Consider the following 21,107-nt stretch of genomic DNA (forward strand, 5'->3'; position numbering starts at 1 on the left):
ATCCCGGGCCGGACCGATTACGGATATTCCCGCCGCCCCGATCGCGGCATGCTGCACCCAGATTCGCCAGCCGGCGCCCCCACGCTCCGGTCGTTCCGCCACCGTCGCTCGCGAGGTCGAAATGAGTACGTCGCAAACGCTCCGCATGCCCGCCGAATCGCAACCCACCGCCACGCCCTCGGGCGAAGCGGCGACCGCACAGTCCTGGCGCACGCCGCTGGAGCTGACCATCCTCGGCGCGATCTGGGGCTCCTCGTTCCTGTTCATGCGCGTGGCGGCGAAAGATTTCGGCGCGGTGCCGCTGGTGGAGATGCGCCTGGGCCTGGGCGCGCTGATCCTGCTGCCGTTCCTGTGGAAGGCGCGCGCTTCGTTCAAGGGCGCGATCTGGGCCAAGCTCGCCTTGATCGGCCTGATCAATTCGGCGATTCCCTTCATCCTGTTCGCCTGGGCCGCGCAGCGCGCGCCGGCCGGCATCGGCGCGATCACCAATTCGATGGCGGTGCTGTTCACCGCCCTGGTCGGGTTCCTGTTCTTCGGCGAGAAGATCGGCGGCAAGCGCGCGATCGCCTTGCTCGCCGGTTTCGCCGGCGTGGTGGTGCTGGCCAGCGGCAAGACCGCCGGCGCCAGCATCGGTTGGGCCGTCGCCGCCGGCTGTTCGGCCGCGTTCTTGTACGGCATCGGCGCCAACCTGGTGCGGCGCCAGCTCACCGGCCTGCCGGCGGCCGCGGTCGCGGCGGCGACGCTGGGCACCTCGGCGTTGCTGATCCTGCCGTTCGCGATCGCCAACTGGCCCGATCACGCGATCCCGGCCAAGTCGTGGTTCTCCGCGTCGATGCTGGGCGTGGTCTGCACCGGCATCGCCTTCGTCATGTACTACCGCCTGATCCAGCGCATCGGCGCCGCCCGCGCGGTCGCGGTGACCTATCTGGTGCCGCTGTTCGGCGTGGCCTGGGGCTGGATGCTGCTGGGCGAGCCGTTGACGGTGACGATGGTGGTTGCGGCCATGTTGATTTTGGGGAGCGTGGCGTTGAGTCAGCGGGCGGCCAAGTAGGCCTCTGCCAACGAAGGCATCGTCATGGCATCGCGCGGATGCCGTTGTTGCCGCGCCTTTTGCATTCCCCCTTCCCGCGCATTTCTTACTCCGTCATTCCCGCGAAGGCGGGCTCCGCTTTACTTCGGCGGAGCCGAACATCCAGCGGCTTTCGTCCAGGTTGCGTCAAAGTCACTGGATCCCCGCGTTCGCGGGAATGACGAGCGAAAAACGAATCAGCAGTTTTACCCGGAGCCCCGCATGCCCCCCATCCAACACCGCGTCCAATTCGACTTCGACATCGAATTCAGCAACGGCGGCGGCCTGCAAGGCCAAGGCTTCCGCCTCGACATCGACGGCGACGACATCAGCGATGCCGAACTGATCGACTACATCGTGCGCGATCTGCGCCTGTTGATGGTCGGCCCGGCGCGCATCCTCAACAAGCGCATCCTGGTCGAGGCGCACAAGCGCAAGGCCGGCGAGATCGAGAGCGGCAGCATCCGCTATGTCGATCTGAGCCATACCATCGAAGACGGGCTGGTCACGTATCCGGGCATGCCGCCGGCGCACATCTGCGATTACCTCAGCCGCGAACGCTCGCGCGAGATCTATCAGGAGGGCACCGAGTTCCAGATCGGACGCATCGACATGGTCGCCAACACCGGCACCTACATCGACTGCCCATCGCATCGCTATGCCGACGGCAAGGACTTGTCCGAAATCGGCGCGGAAGACTGCGCCGACCTCGACGCGATCGTGGTGCGGGTCGGAGCGGACGTGCGCGCGATCGACGACACGTATTTCCGCGATCTGGAACTGCGCGGCCGCGCGGTGTTGGTGCATACCGGCTGGGATGTGCATTTCGCCACCGCGGCCTATGGCGTGGACCATCCGTTCCTGACCGAATCGGCGGCGGTGTGGCTGCGCGATTGCGGGGTCAAGCTGGTCGGGATCGACTCGGTGAATATCGACGACACGCGCGGCAAGAGCCGGCCGGTGCATTCGACCTTGCTCGGCGCCGGCATTCTGATCGTCGAGCACCTGCGCAATCTGGCCGCGCTGCCGGATGAGGGCTTCAGCTTCAGCGCGGTGCCGCCGAAGGTGAAGGGCATGGGGACGTTTCCGGTGCGGGTTTTGGCGAAGATCGTCGGCTGATCGGTGGGGCGTGCGCGAGTGCTGAGCGAAGAGCATCGGGGCTGAAGCCCCACAAAAGACTTCGCGGCTACGAGGTTTGTTGTGGGAGGGGCTTCAGCCCCGATGCTTTTCGGCCAGACCGCCCGAAACTCACCGCCGCAAATACTCCTGCAACGCCGCGATCGCCATCCGCACCTTCGCTGGCTGCGCATCGCGCTGCGCGGTCACCGCGAACACGCCCAGCGGCGGCATCGTCCACTCCGGCAACACCAGCACGGCGCGGCCGTCGGCCAGCAGCGGCGTCGCATCGGGCTCGGGCAGGCGCACGATGCCCAGGTCCTGCAGCATCATTTCCATCACCGTGCGCGAACTGTTGCTGACGATGCGTCCGCTCACGCGCACGCGCCGCGAGGGTTCGCCGTCGCGATACAGCTCCACGTATTCGGGCTGATTGATCACGCTGAGGATCAGCATCGGATGCTGCGACAGCTCTTCCGGCGTCGCCGGCAGGCCGTGCTCGCGCGCGTAGGCCGCCGAGGCCACCAGCAGGTGCCGCCATTCGGCCATGCGCCGTGCGATGAGGTTGGAGTCCAGCAGGCGCCCGACCCGGATCGCCAGATCGATGCGCTCGGCGATCAGGTCGATCTGGCGGTCGTCGGCGAACACGCGCAGCGATAACTCCGGATACGCGCGCAGCAGCGGCGCCAGCGCCGGCGCCAGATGCGACGCGAACCCCACCGGCACCGCGACCCGCAATTCGCCGCGCGGCGTGTCGCGCAGGTCGCCCAGGCGCCCGTCGGCGTTGCGCGCGGCGTGCAGCATCGCCGCGCAGTCCTCGTAATAGGCCTGGCCGATCTCGGTGGTGGTCAGCTTGCGGGTGGATCGATGCAGCAGCACCACGCCGGTCTCGCTCTCCAGTTGGCGCAGTTGCTGGCTGACCGCCGAGGGGGTCATGTCCAGCTCGCGCGAGGCCGCGCTCATCGAGCCCAGCTCGACCACGCGGGCGAACAGGGCCATGCGCTTGAGGCGATCTATCGTGAAGTCCAGCTTCATGGTCTTAGCTTCCGTGGCCGGATTATCGCGGGGTCTTTAAGTAGCCAAACTATATCCCGTCCTCACCTCACTGGAGTCACCCATGAACATCGTCCTGATCGGCGCCACCGGCTACGTCGGCCGCGCCGTGCTCGAAGAAGCCCTGAGCCGCGGCCACCGCGTCACCGCCGTGGCCCGCGACACCACTTCGCTGCCGGCCCACGCCGGCCTGACCGCGAAGGCGGCGGCCATCGACGGCGGCGACCCGGCCAAGGTCGCCGAGCTGGTGCGCGGCCACGAGGCGGTGATCGCTTCGTTCAACGCCGGCGGCTGGAACAACCCGAATCTCGGCGCCGATACGGTCGCCGGTTACGCGCAGATCGTCGCCGGCCTGAAGCAGGCCTCGGTGCCGCGCCTGTTGGTGGTCGGCGGCGCCGGCAGCCTGGAGGTCTCGCCCGGTCAGCAGGTGCTCGATCAGCCCGGCTTCCCGGAGCAGTACCGTGGCGGCGCCGAAGCGATGCGCACGGTGTTGAACACGCTGCGCGGCGAGCGCGAACTGGACTGGACCTTCCTGTCCCCGGCCGCGCATCTGGTGCCGGGCGAGCGCAGCGGCCGGTTCCGCGTCGGCGGCGATCAGCTGCTGGTCGATGACAAGGGCGAGAGCAATATCTCGGTGCAGGATTACGCGGTCGCGCTGATCGATGAGCTGGAGCAGCCGGCGCATTCGCGCAAGCGGTTCACCGTGGCGTACTGAGCGAAGGATCGATGGCGGCGGGCGGATGGCGCCCGCTGCTTGAGACCGTCATTCCCGCGAACGCGGGCTCCGCTTTACTTCGGCGGAGCCGAACATCCAGCGACTTCCGTGCAGGTTGCGTCAAAGACACTGGATTCCCGCGTTCGCGGGAATGACGGTTTGAGAGCTACGCAACACCTCAACCTACGGCAGCAATCAACGCCTCACGTTGCGCAGCATCCAACATCGCCCCAACCCCCGCCTTGAGATTGTCGGTCTGATTCCTGGGCTTGGCCGTAGCCGGAATCACCACCGTCACCGCCGGCTGGCTGAGCACGAACTTCAGGAACAACTGCGCCCACGAATCGGCGCCGACCTCGCTCGCCCACGCCGGCAGCGGTTTGCCCTTGACCTGGGCGAACAGACGGCCGTCTTCGAAGGCGCGGTTGATCATCACCGCGATGCCGAGCTCGCCCGCCAGCGGCAGGACCGTCCGCTCCGCGCCGCGCGATATCACCGAATAATTGATCTGGATGAAGTCCGGCTTGAGCGCGCGCATGTCCTGCGCCAACTGCGCGTGCGCGCTTTCCAGGTAATGGGTGAGGCCGACCAGCCGCACCTTGCCCTGCTGCTTGAGTTCGCGCGCCAAGGCCAGCTGCGTGGGGGTATCGCGCAGGTTATGCACCTGCAGCAGGTCGATGCGATCGGTGCGCAGGCGCTGCAACGAGCGCTGGAACTGCGCCAGCCCTTCGGCGCGGCCGCTGACGCCGGACAGTTTGGTCGCCAGGAACAGGCGATCGCGCAGTTTGGCCTGCGCGACCAGTTCGCCGAGCACGTCCTCGGCGCTGGAATAGGTCGGCGCGGTATCGACCACACGCGCGCCGGCATCGACGAAACGCTTGAGCACCTCGCGCAGCGGTTCGCGCGCAGCTAAGTCGTCGCCGATTTCGAAATTGCCCGAGGTGCCCAGGCCGATAACCGGGATCAGTTCGCCGGTCGCGGGAATCTTGCGTTTGATCAGCACGCCGGAGAACGGCGTATCCGGCCGCTCGGCGGCCGGTGCCGCCGACGGCGTTTCGCCGCTGCATGCGCTCAAGGGCGCGAGGGCGAGGCCGGTGGCGACCACGGCGGTGGAACTGAGGAATTCGCGACGACTGGCCATGACGATGACTCGCGTTGGAATCGATGCGGTTCGGTACGGCTTCGATGCGCAGCCTCGCGCATCCCGGCGCCGCGCTCAAGCGCCGGCAACGCGTCCACGGCCGCGTTAACGCGCCCCGATCATCTCCAGCAGCCGCATCGACGCCGCCGGATTGCGCTCCTTCGCCGCGCTGATGAAATACACGAACACCTCGCGTGGCGCGGCCTTGGCCAGCGGCGCGCCGACATGCGGCAGCTCCGGATTGTCCTCGCCTCGCGCCCAGGCCTGCGCGCGCCGCGCCCAGGCGTCGAGCTCGTCCTCGGGATAACCGGTGGCGATGTCGGCGCGCGCGCGCATCAGCCGCGCGTAGACGAAATCGCCGGTGACATCGGCCAGCGACGGGTATTCGTCGGAATCGGTGAACACCGTGGCGATGCGACGCTCGCGCGCCAGTTGCAGATAAGCTGGATCGAGAAAGCTCGCGTGGCGCACTTCCAGCACGTGCTTGAGCGCGCGGCCGTTGAGCGTGCGCGGCAGGGCGTCGAGGAACGGCGCCAGATCGTCGGCATCGAAGCGGCGGCTGGGCGCCAGCTGCCATAGGATCGGCCCGAGCCGTTCGCCGAACTCGCCCAGGCCGCCGTCGATGAAGGCCTTCGCGCCCGAATTCGCCTTGGCCAGCGCGCCGGCCTGGGTGATGCGGCCGGGCGCCTTGAGCGAGAACATGAAATGTTCCGGCGTGTCCGCGGCCCATTTGGCGTAGGTCGCCGGCTTCTGTGCGCTGTAGAAGGTGCCGTTGATCTCGATGCTGCTGAGCTGGCGGCTGGCGTATTCCAGCTCGCGCCGCTGCACCAGGCCTTTGGGATAGAAGTTGTCGCGCCACGGCACGAAGGTCCAGCCGCCGATGCCGCTGCGGATGCCGTCGATGGGCGCCACGCCGTTGTTGCCGGCGAGCGGATCCACGGCCGCGGGCCTGGTCGCGGCGGCGAACAGATCGCCGCCGGCGGAGGGATGATCGGACTTGCTCGATTTGCGGTTCATAGGTTCCAGGGATTGTAGGTGCCGAACCACCACAGGCGGCCTTCGATGTCGCGGCAGGTGTAGGCGCGTCCGCCGTAGTCCTGGTCGGCGACTTCGACCACGATCTGCGCGCCGGCCGCGCGGGCGCGGGCGTAGTGCTCGTCGGCGTCGCTGACGACGACCGAGCAGGCCTGAGTTTCGCGCCCTCCGATCTCATCGGGTTGGACGATGCGCTTGCTCCACTCGTTATCGCCGTCGACGACCGAACCGAGCATGATCATGCCCGGGCCGTAGGTCAGCTGGGCATGGTGGACGATCTCGCCGTCCTGGTAGACCGCGTGTTTCTCGAAACCGAAGGCGCGGCACAGCCATTCGATCGCGGCGGGTGCGTTGCGGTAGCGCAGGGACGGGATGATGGTGCTTCCGGCGATGGGATCCATGAGACAGGCTCCTGAGACGGCGGATTGGCGGTTGTCGCGGCGACGGGTGACGTTTGTCAGGCGACGAGGATAGCGCGGCAACGTTATTCTCGCGTCTTCATAGGGACGGGTGCGCGCGCATGGCCACTTACACCGGCAGTTGCCACTGCGGCAAGGTCGCGTATGAAGTCGAGGGCCAGATCGATCAGACGATCGACTGCAATTGTTCGATGTGCCAGCGCCGCGGCGGCCTGCTCTGGTTCGTGCCGCGCGCGGCCTTCAGCCTGAAGAGCGATCCGGCCGAGGTGGGCACGTATCGCTTCAACAAGCATTCGATCGATCACCACTTCTGCCGCAACTGCGGCATCGCGCCGTACAGCGAAGCGTCGATGCCCGACGGTACGCCGATGACGGCGATCAACGTGCGCTGCCTGGACGGGGTGGATCTGACATCGCTGAAGATCGTGCCGATCGACGGGCGTTCGTTCTGAGCCTCGCGCCGCTCTCGCACCGGACGGCGCTGACTTAGTTCGGGATCTCGCCGGTGCGCAGACGCTCGCGTCCGCGTTCGGTCAGGACCGCCACGCTGCTCTCGCCATGCGCTTCGACCCGCACCCAGCCCGGCGCGGGATGATCGCCGATCGCGTCTTCGCCGATCCAGGCCAACTCGCGCAGCAGTACGCTCATGCGCACGCCCAGCCGTTTGCACAGGCGCGGCAGCGAGACGCCGCCGGCTTCGCCGGCCAGCATCGCCAGCAGCGGCTCAGTCAACTCGGACAAGGCCGATGTCTCTGGCCGACTGCAAACCCTGCGCCGGCTGCGGCGCGTGCGGATACACGATCACCGGAATCGATTTCGAAGTCGGCGTGCGCGCTTCGTCGGCGAAGCTCGACAGCGGCACCAGGGAATTGGTTTCCGGGTAGTACGCGGCCAGGCAGCCACGCGGGATGTTGTACTCGACCAGCATGAAGCGCTTGGCGACGCGCTTGACGCCGTCGTCGCACAGGCTTTCCAAGTCCACCCAGTCGCCCGCGCTCATCCGCAACGCGGCGATATCCTGCGCGTTGATGAACAACACCCGGCGCTCGCCGAACACGCCGCGGTAGCGATCGTTCATGCCGTAGATGGTGGTGTTGTATTGATCGTGCGAACGCGTGGTCGCCAGCGTGAACACCGGTTGCGAGTGGCTGGCGCGGGCGCGGTGCACGGGCAGGTCGGTCGGCACCGCGTGCGGCTTGAACAGCGCCTTGCCTTCGGGATTGAGCCAGCGCCGCTCGCTGGCCGAATTGGTCAGATGGAAACCGCCGGGCACGCGCAGGCGCTGGTTGAAGTCGTAGAAATCGTCGAACACTTGCTCGATCTTGTCGCGGATGCGGTCGTAATCGCCGATCAACCATAGCCATGGCACCTTGCTGCGCGCGCCCAGGGTGGCGTGGGCCAGGCGCGCGACGATCGCCGGTTCCGACAACAGCATCGGATCGGCCGGCGCGTTGATGCCGGCCGACAGGTGGACCATGCTCATCGAATCCTCGACCGTGACGCCTTGCGGGCCGGTGTCCTGGATGTCGATTTCGGTGCGGCCCAGGCAGGGCAGGATGTAGGCGTCGCGGCCGTGCACCAGATGGCTGCGGTTGAGCTTGGTGGTCACGTGCACGGTCAGGTCGCAGCGGCGCAGCGCGCGATGGGTGGCCTCGGTGTCGGGCGTGGCGGTGGCGAAGTTGCCGCCCAGGCCGAAGAAGGTCTTGCAGCGGCCGTCGAGCATGGCTTCGATCGCGCCGACGGTGTCGTGGCCGTGTTCGCGCGGCGGTTCGAAACCGAACACCTCGCGCAGCCGGTCCAGGAACGCGGGCGAGGGTTTTTCGTAGATGCCCATCGTGCGGTCGCCCTGCACGTTGCTGTGTCCGCGCACCGGGCAGGGGCCGGCGCCAGGGCGGCCGATATTGCCGCGCAGCAGCATCAGGTTGAGGATCATCTGGATCGTCGCCACCGAATGCTTGTGCTGGGTGATGCCCATGCCCCAGCAGCAGATCACCCGGTCGGCGCGGGCGTAGATATCGCCGGCGCGTTCGAGTTCGGCGCGCGACAGGCCCGACTCGGCGACGATGGTGTCCCACGATTCGGTCGCCACCTCACTCGCGAACGCATCGAAGCCGCGCGTGTGTTCGGCGATGAAATCGATATCGATCACACGCGCGCGGCCTTCCGCCTGCGCCAGCGCATCCAGCTCCAGGGTGCGCTTGATCATGCCCTTGAGCGCGGCCAGATCGCCGCCGATGCGCAACTGGAAATAATCCGAGGAAATGCGGGTCGAGCCGTTGTGCAGCATCTCCAGCTTGTCCTGCGGGTCGGCGAATTTCTCCAGCCCGCGCTCGCGCAGCGGGTTGAACGAGACGATCGCCGCGCCGCGCTTGGAGGCCTGGCGCAATTCGCCGAGCATGCGCGGATGGTTGGTGCCGGGGTTCTGGCCGAAGATGAAGATCGCATCGGCCAGTTCGAAATCGCGCAACTGCACCGTGCCCTTGCCGATGCCGATCTGCGCCTTCATGGCGGTGCCGGAAGGCTCGTGGCACATGTTCGAGCAATCGGGAAAGTTGTTCGTGCCGAACTCGCGCACGAACAGTTGGTACAGGAACGCCGCTTCGTTGCTGCAGCGGCCCGAGGTGTAGAACAGTGCCTGATCGGGCGAGGCCAGCGCGTTCAAATGCGCGCCGATGCGGGTGAAGGCTTCGTCCCAGGTGATCGGCAGATAGCGGTCGCTGGCCGGGTCCCAGCGCATCGGATGGGTCAGCCGGCCCTGGTTCTCCAGCCAGTGATCGCTGTAGCGGGCCAGCTCGGCGAGGGTGTGCTTGGCGAACAGCTCCGGCGTGGCGCGATGGCGGGTGGCTTCGGCGGCGACGGCCTTGGCGCCGTTTTCGCAGAACTCGAAGGTGGAGGTGTGATCGCGATCGGGCCAGGCGCAGCCGGGGCAGTCGAAGCCGTCGGGCTGGTTCGCCGACAACAGGGTGCGCGCGCCGAGCACCGGCACGTCCTGCTCCAGCAGATGGGTGGCGACGCTGCGCAGCGCGCCCCAGCCGCCGGCGGGGCCGTCGTAGGGGCGGATGGTTTTCTTGCTCATGAGTTCGATTCCGTGGCGTCGCGATCTGCGTCGCGTTCGCGTGAGAGTTGCGCGGCGTCTTCGAGCCCGTCGCTTTCGAGCAGACGCTGCGCATGGGTGTAGACGGCGTGGCCGTCGTCGCGGGCGAAGCCGATCAGGGTCAGGTGCGCGGCCTGGGCCAGCGCGATCGCCAGCGCGGTCGGTGCCGAGATCGCGGCCAGCAGCGCGATGCCGGCCTGCGCTGCTTTCATCGCCATCTCGTAGCTGGCGCGGCTGGTGACCACGGCGAAGCCGCGCAGCGGATCGATGCCGGCGGCGGACATCGCGCCGATCAGCTTATCCAGGGCGTTGTGGCGGCCGACGTCCTCGCGCACCAGCAGCACGCGGCCGTGGGCGTCGGCCCAGCCGGCGGCGTGGGTGGCGCCGGTCAGCGCGTTGAGCGGTTGGCGCTGGCGCAGCTCGCGCAGGGCGCGTTGCAGCGCACGCGCGCGCACCGGCGCGCTGTCGCCCACGCGCGGCGGCGGGCGCAGCACCGCCTCGATGCTTTCCGTGCCGCACACGCCGCAGCCGCTGCGGCCCTGCAGATTGCGCCGGCGTTGTTCGAGCGCGGCGGCGCGTTCGTCGGGAACGCGCAGGCGCAGGCTGATGCCTTCCAGCGAGGTGGCGATTTCTTCCACGCGCAATTCGCCGGCACGGGCGACGATGCCTTCGCTGAGGGAAAAGCCCAGGGCGAAATCGGGCAGATCCTCGGGCGTGGCCATCATCACCGCGAACGGCGTGTCGTTGTAGATCAGCGCGACCGGCACTTCGGCGGCGATCACGTCCAGCGCCTCGCGCACGTTCGCGCCGCGCCGTCGGCGCACCGTGCGCCGCACCGTGCCGGCGCGATCGGCTTCGGGTTCGGCGTGGCGTTCGCTGCCGGGCAATGGTCGCTGAGTATTCATATCGATTCGGTGGCCGGACGGCCGTGGAGCCGTCCGGCCGCGGGCCTCAATGGAACAGCACGAAGGCCTTCTGCAAAGTCACCCACACGCCCCAGGCCATCGGGATTCCGATGGCGACCCAGGCGCCCAGCACCAGGGCCGGATTGCCGCCGTGGCCGACCAGCGCCATCTGTTCCGGCGTGTACAGCGCTTCGCCGTTGCTGCCGGTCTTCTCGTGGGCGAGGGCTTTTTCGCGCGCCAGTTCTTCCGGCGTCATGAAATGCTTCTGCGCGACCGGACGCACCATCAGGTTGCACAGCAGGCCCAGCACCAGCATCCCGGCCAGGATATACATGGTGGTGTTGTAGACCTGCGAAGGCGGCAGGCCCAGGCCCAGCTGGTAGTCGCGCATGTAGGTGACCACCACCGGGCCGAGGATGCCGGCGGTGGCCCAGGCGGTAAGCAGGCGGCCGTGGATGGCGCCGACCATCTGGGTGCCGAACATGTCCGCCAGATAGGCCGGGATGGTGGCGAAGCCGCCGCCGTACATCGACAGGATCACGCAGAAGATCGCCACGAACACCGCGATGCTGCCGGACGAGCCGGCCGACGGCGCCGCCGCGTACAGGGCGAAGCCGAGCACGAAGAACACCACGTAGGTCATCTTGCGGCCGATGTAATCGGAGGTGGACGCCCAGAAGAAACGTCCGCCGATGTTGAACAGGCTGAGCAGGCCGGTGAAGCCGGCGGCGATGGTGGCGATCAGGCCCAGTTGGGTCGCATCCAGACTCTTGATGCCGCCGTCCACGCCGATCAGCTTGCCGCCGAACACTTCCTGCAGCATCGGCGAGGCCATGCCGATCACGCCGATGCCGGCGGAGACGTTGAGGCACAGCACGCCCCACAACAGCCAGAACTGCGGGATGCCCCAGACTTTTTTCACGTGCACGTGCTGCTGGGTGATCATCGCGTTGGTGTTCGCCGCCGGCGGCGTCCAGCCGGCCGGTTTCCAGCCGCTGGGCGGAATGCGGTAGCCGAACGCGCCGGCCATCATGAACACGAAATACACCGCGGCCATGGTCAGGAAGGTTTCGAACACGCCGACCGAGGTCGCGCTGGCGTAGTGCTTCATCAACATGTCGGCGAGCGGGCTGCCGATCAGCGCGCCGCCGCCGAAGCCCATGATCGCCATGCCGGTGGCCATGCCGCGGCGGTCGGGAAACCATTTGATCAGAGTCGATACCGGCGAGATGTAGCCCAGTCCCAGGCCGACGCCGCCGATCACGCCCGAGCCCAGCCACAGCATCCATATTTGATGCGTCTTCACCCCGATCGCGGAGATCACCAGGCCGCCGCACCAGCACAGCGCCGAGACCACGCCGGCCTTGCGCGGGCCGGCGCGTTCCAGCCAGCCGCCCCAGATCGCCGCCGAGCAACCCAGCAGCACGAAGAACAGGGTGTACATCCAGCTCAGCTCGCTGACTTTCCAGTCGCAGCCGGTGGCGAACATGCGCGCGAACAGGCCCATCTCTTTCGGGCAGTCGATCGCTTGCGCGATGCCGACGGCCTTCGACAGCGGCAGCCAGAACACGCTGAAGCCGTAGGCCATGCCGATACAAAGATGGATCGCCAGCGCCGCCGGCGGGACCAGCCAGCGGTTGAACCCCGGCTTGGCGACGATGCGTTCTTTCGACAACAACCCTTCGGCGGCCGACTGCGGTGCTGCGAGCACCGCGCTCTCACTGGACATGCTTGGACCCCTCCCGATGCTACGGACTGCGGATTCGTACGAAATAGGTTTTTCAGGACATAAAGGGGGGTCAGTCCTGAGGCGCTCAGCGAGGCTAACGTAGCTATGGGTTGGCGTATATCCTCGGGTAGTCTAATAATCGGCTATCGATAGCCTATTGTTGCCACTGTGCTGAGCCCAGGCCCGGGCGCGGCGGCTCCCGCAAACGAGGACGGCGATGAAGACGATGCGGCCACCCGCGCGACCCCGATGCCGGCCCGGCTCAGGGCGCGCCGTCGTCGGGCATCAACAGCACCAGCGCCTTGCAGCGGCGATCGCGACAGCCCCACTGGCGCACGCTGTCGCCGCGGCGCCAGCGGCCGGTGGCGGCCGCGTCGATCTCGAAATCCCACACGCCGTCGCTGGCGATCAGCTGGCCCTTGATCGAACACGGCAGCCAATAGAAATCGTCGCCGCGGCCTTGCGGGTATTGCTTGGCCAGGCGAAAGAATTGAACCGCCTGCTGCGGCCGCAGCGTCCAGGCTTTGCACGCCCGGGCCAGGCTGGCCTGACTCGGGTCGGCGTCGTCGTAGGCGCCGTGCATCTGCGCCGCGTCGATGCGCACGATGCGGATGTCCGCGCGGCTTTCGCGCGCGGCCGCGGCGCCGCACGCCAGCAGCAGCGCCGTTGCGGCGAGCGCGCTCAGCGCGCGCCCCGGCGATGCTTGGAGAAAAACACTCATGGGCGGGGAGTCCTTGCCGTTGTCGTAGCCGGATCGGCGGAACGCATCGACGATCGCACGATGCCGATGCATGCGTCCGCGGCGATGGACGGTCGAACCCATGCGCGACCGCAGCGGTCGCGAAAGGTTTGCGTGCGTCCGATCGAATCTGCCTGCAACCGGTTTCATTTCCAACCGCGACATCGCCGTTCGCTGCAACAGGTCTCAGTTCAATGTGTCGATGCGCACCGCAAAGCGATCGCAACCGCGCGCGAGCGCTCTCACCGCGCGGAGCGGACATGTTCAAAGTATTGATCCAACCCAAGTGGACCCTGCACGCCGCCGACGGCCGGCCGCTGCCGCCCAAGCTGATCGATCTGCTGCTGGGCGTGCACGCGACCGGGTCGCTGGCGGCGGCGTGCCGCGATCTGGACCTGTCCTATCGCTATGCCTGGGGATTGTTGCAATCCTCGCGTTCGTTGTTCGGCGCGCCGTTGCTGCGCATGACCCGCGGACGCGGCGCCACGCTCACCGCGCTCGGCGAAAGCCTGGTGTGGGCCGACCAGCGCATCGCCGCGCGCCTGGCGCCGACCCTGGACAGTCTGGCCTCGGAGGTCGAAGTCGAACTCGGCCGCGTGCTCAGCGCCCAGGCGGCGCCGCCGCGGTTGCATGCGGCGCACGGATTCGCGGTGGAGACATTGCGGCGGTTTCTCGATGAGGCCGACGTCGCGGTGGACCTGAAATACCGCAGCCCCGGTGAGGCGCTGGCGGCGCTGCGCTCGGGCGATTGCGATCTGGCCGGAGTGCATCTGCCGATCGGCGAATTCGAACGCGACATCCTCAGCCACTACGCCGATCGCATCGATCCAGCCGGCGACCGCGCCCTGCATCTGGCGACGCGGCGGATCGGCCTGATCGTCGCGCCCGGAAATCCCAAGCGCATCCGCACGCTGGCCGATCTGCTGCGCGAGGACGTGCGCTTCATCCATCGCCAACACGGCTCGGGCGCGCGCCTGCTGCTGGAGCGCATGCTGGCCAAGCAGGGCCATTCGATCCGTGATGTACGCGGCTGCGGCATCGACGAACTCACCCACGCCGCGGTCGCGGCCTACGTCGCCAGCGGCATGGCCGACGCCGGCTTCGGCCTGGAAACGCCGGCGCGGCGCTACGGCCTGGAATTCCTGCCGATCGCTTCGGAGCATTACTTCTTCCTGGTGCGCGAACAGACCTTGACCGCGCCGGCCCTGGCCGAGGTGATGGCGATCCTGCACAGCGAGCGCTTCCGCCACGAGTTGGGTTTGCTGCCGGGCTACGACGCCGGTCGCTGCGGCACGGTGCAGGATTTGTTCGAGGCGTTTCCGTCGGCGCGCGCGGTGTTCGCCTGATCCTGCGGTCCGGTTTCGGCATTGGCATCGGCATCGGCTCGATAGTTCATTCTGGAGCGGGGCTCGCTCGCATATCCACGACTGCCACACTGGGCGCGAACACGAAGCCGGTGCCGTGAGTGCAGGCGAACGCACGCAGGGCTCGGAGTTCCTGCACCGCAGCGTCTTCGGCACCGGAGCCGTTCGAAAACACGATTCGGCTTGCGTGTTCGCCGCTGGCCGATTTCCTGCTCGTCGCGGATGAAATCGCCAGCGGGCCTCACTGGCCGCCGACCGGCGCGCGACCGGACAGGACGCACACAAGGTCCAAGCGCATCGTCATGCCGGCGGTGCTTCGATGGTTCGCGGACGATCTTCTGCCGCGCCGCCGATCTGGTCGGTGTCGGGTGCGATTACGGCGTCGTCGATACTGCATCAGTGTCGAGACAGCGCACCTGTCTCGTTCCTAATCTGCAAAAAACATGTCAAACCCAATGCGATGCGCTGACGAAAATGCACGATGAGTGTCGGCGCGGCGTTGAGATCAGCGACAGCGCGGAATTTTTCGCGACGGTCCATCGCCGTCAAGCGCATCAGACTCGTCTGATTTGTCGCGCGCTCGCGCTTGCATCGAGCGTATTCGCTGTCCGGTTTCGATAACGTTGCCGAATCCGGCATGGGCGCAAGCGCATGCGGACGTTCGCAGCGCGCTACTCGCCTCCGCTCTTCGCACGGACGCGGGCGATGGCGCACATCGGAACACTTCAGGGGGATCATCGATGACTGTTACGACTAACGCTCGGGCGCGCTTGCGCGCGCGGGCCGGGAAACGCGCTGGCGCGAGCGCGCCACGAACGCGTGCATGGGCCGCCATGTTCGCCGCCGCGCTCGCGCTCGGCGGACTCGGCACAAGCGCGCCGGCCCGGGCGCAAAGCTGCGCCGCGGGCGAGACCGCGGTGAACTTCAATTACATCGCCGGTTTCGGCGACGTCGCGAATCAGACGCTGACGGTGCCTGCCGGGGTCAGTTCGATCCGGGTCTTTTTGAACGGCTCGCAAGGCGGAAGCACCAGTGTATCGGGCGGACTGGGCGGACAGGTGGAGGGCGTCCTGGCGGTCGCGCCGGGCGATGCGATCACCGTGCGGGTCGGCGGTGAAGACAGCCGCGGAGCCGTGAATGGCGGGATCGGTAATGGGGGAGCCGATTTTGGCAACAACGGCGGCGGCGCTACGGATTTGCTCCTGGGCGGCAATCGCGTGGCCATCGCCGGCGGCGGCGGCGGGGCCGGTTCTATGGGGTGGAACAACGGTGTGAATTTTGTTGACGGTGGCGTCGGTGGCGCCGGCGGCGGCGGCGCGGGAGGAGCCGGTGCCGCCACCGTCGATACTCCCAACCCGCCGGGGCCATTGGGCGGAGAGGGCGGGAGAGTGGGGTTTGGGGGCCAGCCCGGCATGGGTTGCAATAATGTCGCGGTCGGACCGAGCGCCGGCTCGGACACGGGCGTGGGCGGCACTTCGCCCCCCGCGCCAGGCGCGCCGGTCATGGCCGGCGGCGGCGGTGGCGGCGGCGGTGGCGCCAGCATGGGCGGCGGCGGCGGCGGCGGTGGCGGCGGCATGGGTTCGTTCGATTGCGCGGTCCTCGACGGCAACGGCGGCGGCGGCGGTGGCGCGGGCGGCACCTCCGACGGCGGCGGCCTGACCTCGCCCGTGCTGCGCAACGGCGTGCACGCCGGCGACGGTTCGGCCCTGATCTGCTACACCCAGCCGACCTTCGCTTTCAGCGGCAGCGCCAGCGGGCAGAGCGGCGCGGTCACCCTGCGGCTGGACACCACCAACCCCACCGCCACGCAGCAAGTGACCGTGGCCCAGGGGGCGGCTAGCTTCGCCTTTCCCAATCCGGTGCCGGCCGGGGCGAACTGGACGCTCAGCATCGCCGCCACTCCCGCCGGCCAGCAATGCGGCGTGACCCCGGCCAGCGGCAGCGCCGTCGGCGCCGATGTCGCCAACCTGGCGCTGCAATGCCGGAATGTATCCGCCGGCACGGTCTCGATCGATCCGGCCAGCCTGTCCGATGCCACCCAGGGCGTCGCCTTCGCGCAGACCCTGACCGCGTCCAGCAGCGACGGCGCGATCGCGCCGTACGCCTTCGCGCTGGCATCGGGCGCCTTGCCGGATGGATTGGCCCTGTCGGCGGCCGGCGAATTGAGCGGCACGCCGAGCGTCGCCGGCCGTTTCGATTTCAGCGTGCAGGCCACTTCGAGCAACGGCATCAGCGGCAGCCGCGCTTATTCGATGCTGGTCAATCGCAGCGGCACGCAGAGCATCAGCCAGTTCCTCACCGACCCCGTCGCGCCGGTGTTCGCCGCCGGCGGCACCTTCACCGTGTCCGCCGTGGGCGGGGCTTCGGGCAATCGGCTGATATTCGCCAGCCTCACGCCGGCGGTGTGCACGGTCAGCGGCAACACCGTCAGCATGCGCGCGATCGGCCTGTGCACGCTGAGCGCCGATCAGGCCGGCGGCAACGGCTTTGAGGCCGCGCCGCAAGCGCAATTGAGCGTGATGCTCGGCGCGATCGCGCCTTCGCTGACCTGGATCGAGGATCTGCGCAAGCAATTGTCCGAAGGCGGCTTCGACCTGCCGGACCCGCGCAGCAATAGCGCCGGCGCGTTCGGCTTCGCCAGCGCCGACCCCGGCGTGGCCACCGTCAGCGGCCGCCGCGTCACCCTGGTCGGCACCGGCATCACCACCTTGACCGCGACCCAGGCCGCGAGCGGCGGCTACCTCGCCGCGACCGTGAGCATCGCCCTGGTGGTGGCCGATCGTCCCGATCCGACCCGCGATGCCGGCGTGGTCGGCGGCTTACAGGCGCAGATCGATGCCAGCACGCGCTTCCTCGCCGCGCAGCAGACCAATCTCAACGATCGCCTGCGCCAGTTGCGCCATGCCGCGGACAATCGTTCCAGCCATTCGCTCGCTTTCAGCCTGCGCGGCGACGGCCGCGCCAGTCAGGGCCTGAGGCTGGCGCCCGACCGGGAACGCGCCGCGGCGTTCGCGCCGGAGATGGCGCAAGGCTGGGGCCTGTGGAGCGCGGGCACGATCGTCGCCGGCGGGCGCGATGCGCGCGGCGGCAGCCGCGGCTTCGATTTCCGCAGCGACGGTGTGACCTTCGGCGCCGATTGGCGCGGCGGCGATGCGCTGGTGCTGGGCCTTGCCGCCGGTTTCGGCTGGAACGACACCGATCTGGACGGTCCGCGCTCCAGGCTCAAGGGCAAGCAGCGTTCGCTGGCGCTGTATGGCTTGTGGCGCGGCGGCCAGTGGTTCGTCGACGGCAACTTCGGCCTGGGCCGGTTGAATTTCGACACCGAGCGATGGAACTCCGCCGCCGCGGCCGCCGCTCGCGGCGAGCGCGACGGCCGCCAGGCCTTCGGCGCGCTGACCACCGGTTACGAATACGCCGGCGACAAGCTGCATCTGACCGGCTACGGCCGCATCGACGTCAACCGCACGCGCCTGCGCGCCTATGCCGAGCGCGGCCTGGACGATCTGGATCTGCGTTACGGTGCGCAGACGCTGCGCGACAGGGGCCTGGCGCTGGGCCTGGAGGGTCAGTACGCGACCGGCGCCAGCTGGCATCCGTACTGGATGCTGGAGTATCGCGACGGTTCCAACGATCGCAGCGACGTCGCGTTGAACTACGTGCAACGTGCGTCGGCGAACGATTACGTGCTGGGCTTGCGCAGTTACGGCGATCGTTCCTTCACCTATGGCGGCGGTATGGACCTGGACCTGTCCGCGGCGTGGCGCCTGTCGCTGTTGCTGCGCCGTCAGCACGCCAGCGGGCAGGATGCGGCCTCGACCTTCGGCTTGCTGTTGTCCTATTCGCCGGGCGCGGCGCGGACCATTGCGATGCCGGCGACGTCGCCGCACGACGCGACCGACGCCGCTGGCCATGAGGGCGCCGCGCAAGCCGGCTCCGGTGGCGGCGAAGACGGGCGCTGAGCGAGCGGCTCGAGCCGACGCCCGCGGTAACTCGCCGCGGGCGTCGTCGAACCAGGCGCTGGGCCTGTTCCAAGGCGCTGCGCGAATCCGGATGGCGGCGCGGGACGACCCCGCGCCGCCGCAGCTGGATTCGGCCTGGAGCGCCGATCGGCGGATCGTCAGCGGATCGGTTCGTCCAACATCAACTCGCGCACGAAGCGCACCGGCGGCGCGCCGTACGACAGCACCTGGTCGTGGTAGGTCTTCAGGTCGAACTTCGCCCCCAACTGCGCCTGCACCGCCTTGCGCATGTCGAAATGCTCCTGCGCGCCGACGAAATACGTCGGCAGCTGCGCCGAAGTCAGCTGCGCGCGCACCCACTTGCCGGCGGCTTCGCGTTCCTGCTGGAAGGTCTGCTTGGTCATGAAGTCCATGGCCTGCTCGCGGCTCCAGTCCTCGACCTGCACGCCCTGATCCAGGATCGCGTTGCCGAGCGTGCGCAGGTAGAACTTCAACTGCACCAGGCGGAACAGCGGATCGTTGTCGAGATAACCCGAGTCGGCCATCAGATCTTCGGTGTAGACCGCCCAGCCTTCCGCGAACACGCCCGAGCGCAGCACCGCGCGCAGGGTCGAGGGCGCCTTGGCCGAATGCGCGCCTTCCAGGTAGTGGCCCGGCATCGCTTCGTGGATCGACAGCAGGTGCACCATGCGCGTGTTGTATTCGCGCAGGAAGGAATCGACCTGTTCGCCGCTCCAGTCGTCCGGGATCGGCGAGATCGCGTAATACGTGTCCAGGTCCTTGTCGAGCGGGCCGGGCGAATCGCAATACGCCAGCGCCACGCCGCGCTGGAATTCCGGCATCAGGATCACCTTGACCGGCGCGTCGGGCACGGTCACCAGATTCTTCGCGCGGGTGAAGGCGGTCGCATCGCTCAGGGTCTGCTTGGCGAAATCGACGATCTTGTCGCGCGGCGGCTTGTCGGCGTAAGCCAGTTCCAGCGCCGCTTCGATCGCCTTTTGCTGCTGCTCGGGCGTGGGCTTGTCGGGCAGCGCCGGCGCGCCGGGCTTGTCCTTGAGTTCCTTCTGCGCGATCGCGTACATCTCGCCGCGTACGCGGATCAGCTCGGCTTGCGCGCGCTGCATGATCTGCGCGCGCGACAGCGATGAATTGAGCGAGAACTTCAGCTTTTCGTCGTACAGGGTCTGGCCGATGCGGAAGTTGCCCTTCGCGTTCGGCACCAGGGTCTTGTCCAGCCACTCCTGCTGTTCGGCCACGGCCTTGCGCAGGCCGGCGACGGCGGCGTCCAGGCGCTTGCGGTCGGCGCCATTGAGCTGGCCGGCGTTGGGCGCGATGAAGGTGTCGATCAGGCTGAGCACGCCGGCGTTCTGCTTGGCCACGGTCTCGGCATGGATTTTCGGAACCCGGGCCGGATCGAGGTTGGCGCGGGCCTGGGCGAAGATCTGCGGGATCTTCTCCATGCGCGCGGTCGCCGACTTCAGCCGCTGCGGCATCGGCGCGTATTCGCGCGCCATCAGGTTGTACAGCGCGTCGCCGGCCAGGCCGCTGTAGACCAGCGGATCCCAGGCCCAGCTTTGCAGGGTCTGGATCGTCCATACGTCCGAGCGCAGGCGGTTGCGCAGGACCAGCGCATCGACCTGGTTCTCGCGCGACAGCCGGGTCGCGTCGATGGCGTCGAGTTCGCCGAGCAGCTTGGTGTTGAAGTCGATCTGGCGTTGGCGGCCGGCGGCGCTGAGGTCATCGATCTCGCCGTCGAAGCGGTGATCGCCGATCTGGCTCGCGGCGATGGGATTGATCTGCATGACGCCGTCGAGCCAGCGCTTGGACAGCGCGGCGAAGGCGGCATCGACCGCCGGATCGGCGGTGCCGGCGGCGGCCGCGTGCGCGGACGCGCTGCGCGGCGAAGGCGTGGCGGGGTCGTGCGAACCGCAGCCGGCCAGGGCCAGCGCGATCAGGGTGGGACTAAGCAAGGCAGCGAGCTGCGTAGGGCGCAACGGGCGCATATCCATTCTCGGTGGGGTGGGGTGGCCGCGGCCGGGTTGCGCGGAGGATATGCCAAGCCTGTCGCGCCCGCATGGGTCATTGGTCGGGCGACGATCGCCTGGATGCGATGGCCGCAAGCGAATGCGGATTGCGTGTGCGCGTCGCGGCGCTCGCCGATGCGGGCGATCGACGCGGACGATTCGCGCGGGCTGCATTTTCGATGCAAAGGCAGCCGACCGAGCGGGCAAATCCGGATTAGCTCCGGTGCAGGCGGACGATGCGGGCCTGGACCGGCAACCGGCCTTGCGCGAAGCCGCGCGACGGCGATTCGACCCCGCTACGCGACCGCTTCGGCATGGCCGGACGCCGCATGGCGAATCCGCGCAATTGCCGTGCCCGGTGTCGGATTTCGCCGTTCCCGTGCGTCGCCGCCACATGACGATCGGTAATGGGCTCATATTCGGGCGCCGCGGTTTGCGGCGGCGCGCAGCGGGGCCGGCGAACCTGCGATACGCCGCGATCGCCTTGCCGCATGGGCATCGCGGCTGAACAGGACGGCGCCGGCTTGCCGCCGGCCGCTTCCGTCCGCCGCGCCGGAACGCCGAAACAGCGTCTTTATCGCAGCCAGACCGCGTTGACATCGCTTTATCGCGATGCAACATAAGTCCATCGCCGCAGCGCGCGGCCGATCTCCTCCGCATAGACCGAACGACACCGCCGTGAACCGAGTGACCCCGACGAATCCGCCCACCGCCGTCCGCCGAATCCCGGTCGATCGCCGCATGG

General features: G+C 68.0%; 16 protein-coding genes. 6 read left to right on the forward strand and 10 right to left on the reverse strand.

Annotated features, from left to right (window positions below; genetic code table 11):
• Positions 1-145: 145 nt before the first annotated feature.
• Positions 146-1,051, forward strand: coding sequence for a DMT family transporter (locus LG3211_RS06575; RefSeq protein ID WP_057942127.1), 906 nt, complete (start codon positions 146-148; stop codon positions 1,049-1,051).
• A gap of 240 nt (positions 1,052-1,291) precedes the next feature.
• Entirely contained in the window at positions 1,292-2,188 is an 897-nt protein-coding gene (locus tag LG3211_RS06580) for a cyclase family protein (RefSeq protein ID WP_057942128.1), read from the forward strand.
• A gap of 129 nt (positions 2,189-2,317) precedes the next feature.
• Here the strand turns inward: LG3211_RS06580 and LG3211_RS06585 are convergent, their stop codons facing one another.
• Positions 2,318-3,220: a LysR family transcriptional regulator gene (locus LG3211_RS06585; RefSeq protein ID WP_222837581.1), complete on the reverse strand. Its 903-nt coding sequence runs from the start codon at positions 3,218-3,220 to the stop codon at positions 2,318-2,320.
• 82 nt (positions 3,221-3,302) lie between these two features.
• On the opposite strand from LG3211_RS06585, the gene LG3211_RS06590 reads away from it, so the two are divergent.
• Entirely contained in the window at positions 3,303-3,953 is a 651-nt protein-coding gene (locus tag LG3211_RS06590; RefSeq protein WP_057942129.1) for an NAD(P)-dependent oxidoreductase, read from the forward strand.
• A 178-nt stretch (positions 3,954-4,131) separates the two neighbouring features.
• Here the strand turns inward: LG3211_RS06590 and LG3211_RS06595 are convergent, their stop codons facing one another.
• The 3 genes from LG3211_RS06595 to LG3211_RS06605 form a co-directional block, all read right to left on the reverse strand.
• Positions 4,132-5,094 (reverse strand): aldo/keto reductase, encoded by a 963-nt coding sequence (locus LG3211_RS06595; RefSeq protein WP_057942130.1) that lies wholly within the window; start codon positions 5,092-5,094, stop codon positions 4,132-4,134.
• Positions 5,095-5,199: 105 nt separating this feature from the next.
• Positions 5,200-6,033, reverse strand: coding sequence for a DUF72 domain-containing protein (locus tag LG3211_RS06600; protein ID WP_057945321.1), 834 nt, complete (start codon positions 6,031-6,033; stop codon positions 5,200-5,202).
• A 74-nt stretch (positions 6,034-6,107) separates the two neighbouring features.
• Positions 6,108-6,530 (reverse strand): VOC family protein, encoded by a 423-nt coding sequence (locus tag LG3211_RS06605; protein WP_057942131.1) that lies wholly within the window; start codon positions 6,528-6,530, stop codon positions 6,108-6,110.
• 119 nt (positions 6,531-6,649) lie between these two features.
• Between LG3211_RS06605 and LG3211_RS06610 the strand changes: the two genes are divergently transcribed.
• Positions 6,650-7,000 (forward strand): GFA family protein, encoded by a 351-nt coding sequence (locus LG3211_RS06610; protein ID WP_057942132.1) that lies wholly within the window; start codon positions 6,650-6,652, stop codon positions 6,998-7,000.
• A 34-nt stretch (positions 7,001-7,034) separates the two neighbouring features.
• Here the strand turns inward: LG3211_RS06610 and LG3211_RS06615 are convergent, their stop codons facing one another.
• From LG3211_RS06615 to LG3211_RS06635, 5 genes are all read right to left on the reverse strand, one after another.
• The gene (locus tag LG3211_RS06615) at positions 7,035-7,259 is read right to left on the reverse strand and encodes a hypothetical protein (protein WP_057945322.1); all 225 of its coding nucleotides are present in this window, start codon (positions 7,257-7,259) and stop codon (positions 7,035-7,037) included.
• Between the two features lie 13 nt (positions 7,260-7,272).
• Positions 7,273-9,624, reverse strand: a complete 2,352-nt coding sequence (locus LG3211_RS06620; RefSeq protein WP_057942133.1) for an FdhF/YdeP family oxidoreductase — start codon at positions 9,622-9,624, stop codon at positions 7,273-7,275.
• On the reverse strand, positions 9,621-10,547 hold the full coding sequence (gene fdhD, locus LG3211_RS06625) for a formate dehydrogenase accessory sulfurtransferase FdhD (protein WP_057942134.1): 927 nt from the start codon (positions 10,545-10,547) through the stop codon (positions 9,621-9,623). The genes LG3211_RS06620 and fdhD overlap by 4 nt, the downstream gene beginning before the upstream one ends.
• Positions 10,548-10,593: 46 nt before the next feature.
• Positions 10,594-12,276, reverse strand: coding sequence for an OFA family MFS transporter (locus LG3211_RS06630; RefSeq protein WP_057942135.1), 1,683 nt, complete (start codon positions 12,274-12,276; stop codon positions 10,594-10,596).
• 262 nt (positions 12,277-12,538) lie between these two features.
• The gene (locus LG3211_RS06635; protein WP_148648779.1) at positions 12,539-12,997 is read right to left on the reverse strand and encodes a hypothetical protein; all 459 of its coding nucleotides are present in this window, start codon (positions 12,995-12,997) and stop codon (positions 12,539-12,541) included.
• Between the two features lie 278 nt (positions 12,998-13,275).
• On the opposite strand from LG3211_RS06635, the gene LG3211_RS06640 reads away from it, so the two are divergent.
• Complete coding sequence (locus LG3211_RS06640; protein ID WP_057942137.1) at positions 13,276-14,361, forward strand: substrate-binding domain-containing protein; 1,086 nt, start codon at positions 13,276-13,278, stop codon at positions 14,359-14,361.
• Between the two features lie 851 nt (positions 14,362-15,212).
• Positions 15,213-18,338: an autotransporter outer membrane beta-barrel domain-containing protein gene (locus LG3211_RS06645; protein WP_057942138.1), complete on the forward strand. Its 3,126-nt coding sequence runs from the start codon at positions 15,213-15,215 to the stop codon at positions 18,336-18,338.
• A 158-nt stretch (positions 18,339-18,496) separates the two neighbouring features.
• Here the strand turns inward: LG3211_RS06645 and LG3211_RS06650 are convergent, their stop codons facing one another.
• On the reverse strand, positions 18,497-20,341 hold the full coding sequence (locus tag LG3211_RS06650; RefSeq protein WP_057945323.1) for a DUF885 domain-containing protein: 1,845 nt from the start codon (positions 20,339-20,341) through the stop codon (positions 18,497-18,499).
• Positions 20,342-21,107: the final 766 nt, after the last annotated feature.

The sequence above is a fragment of the Lysobacter gummosus genome, assembly GCF_001442805.1.
Lineage (GTDB): Bacteria > Pseudomonadota > Gammaproteobacteria > Xanthomonadales > Xanthomonadaceae > Lysobacter > Lysobacter gummosus.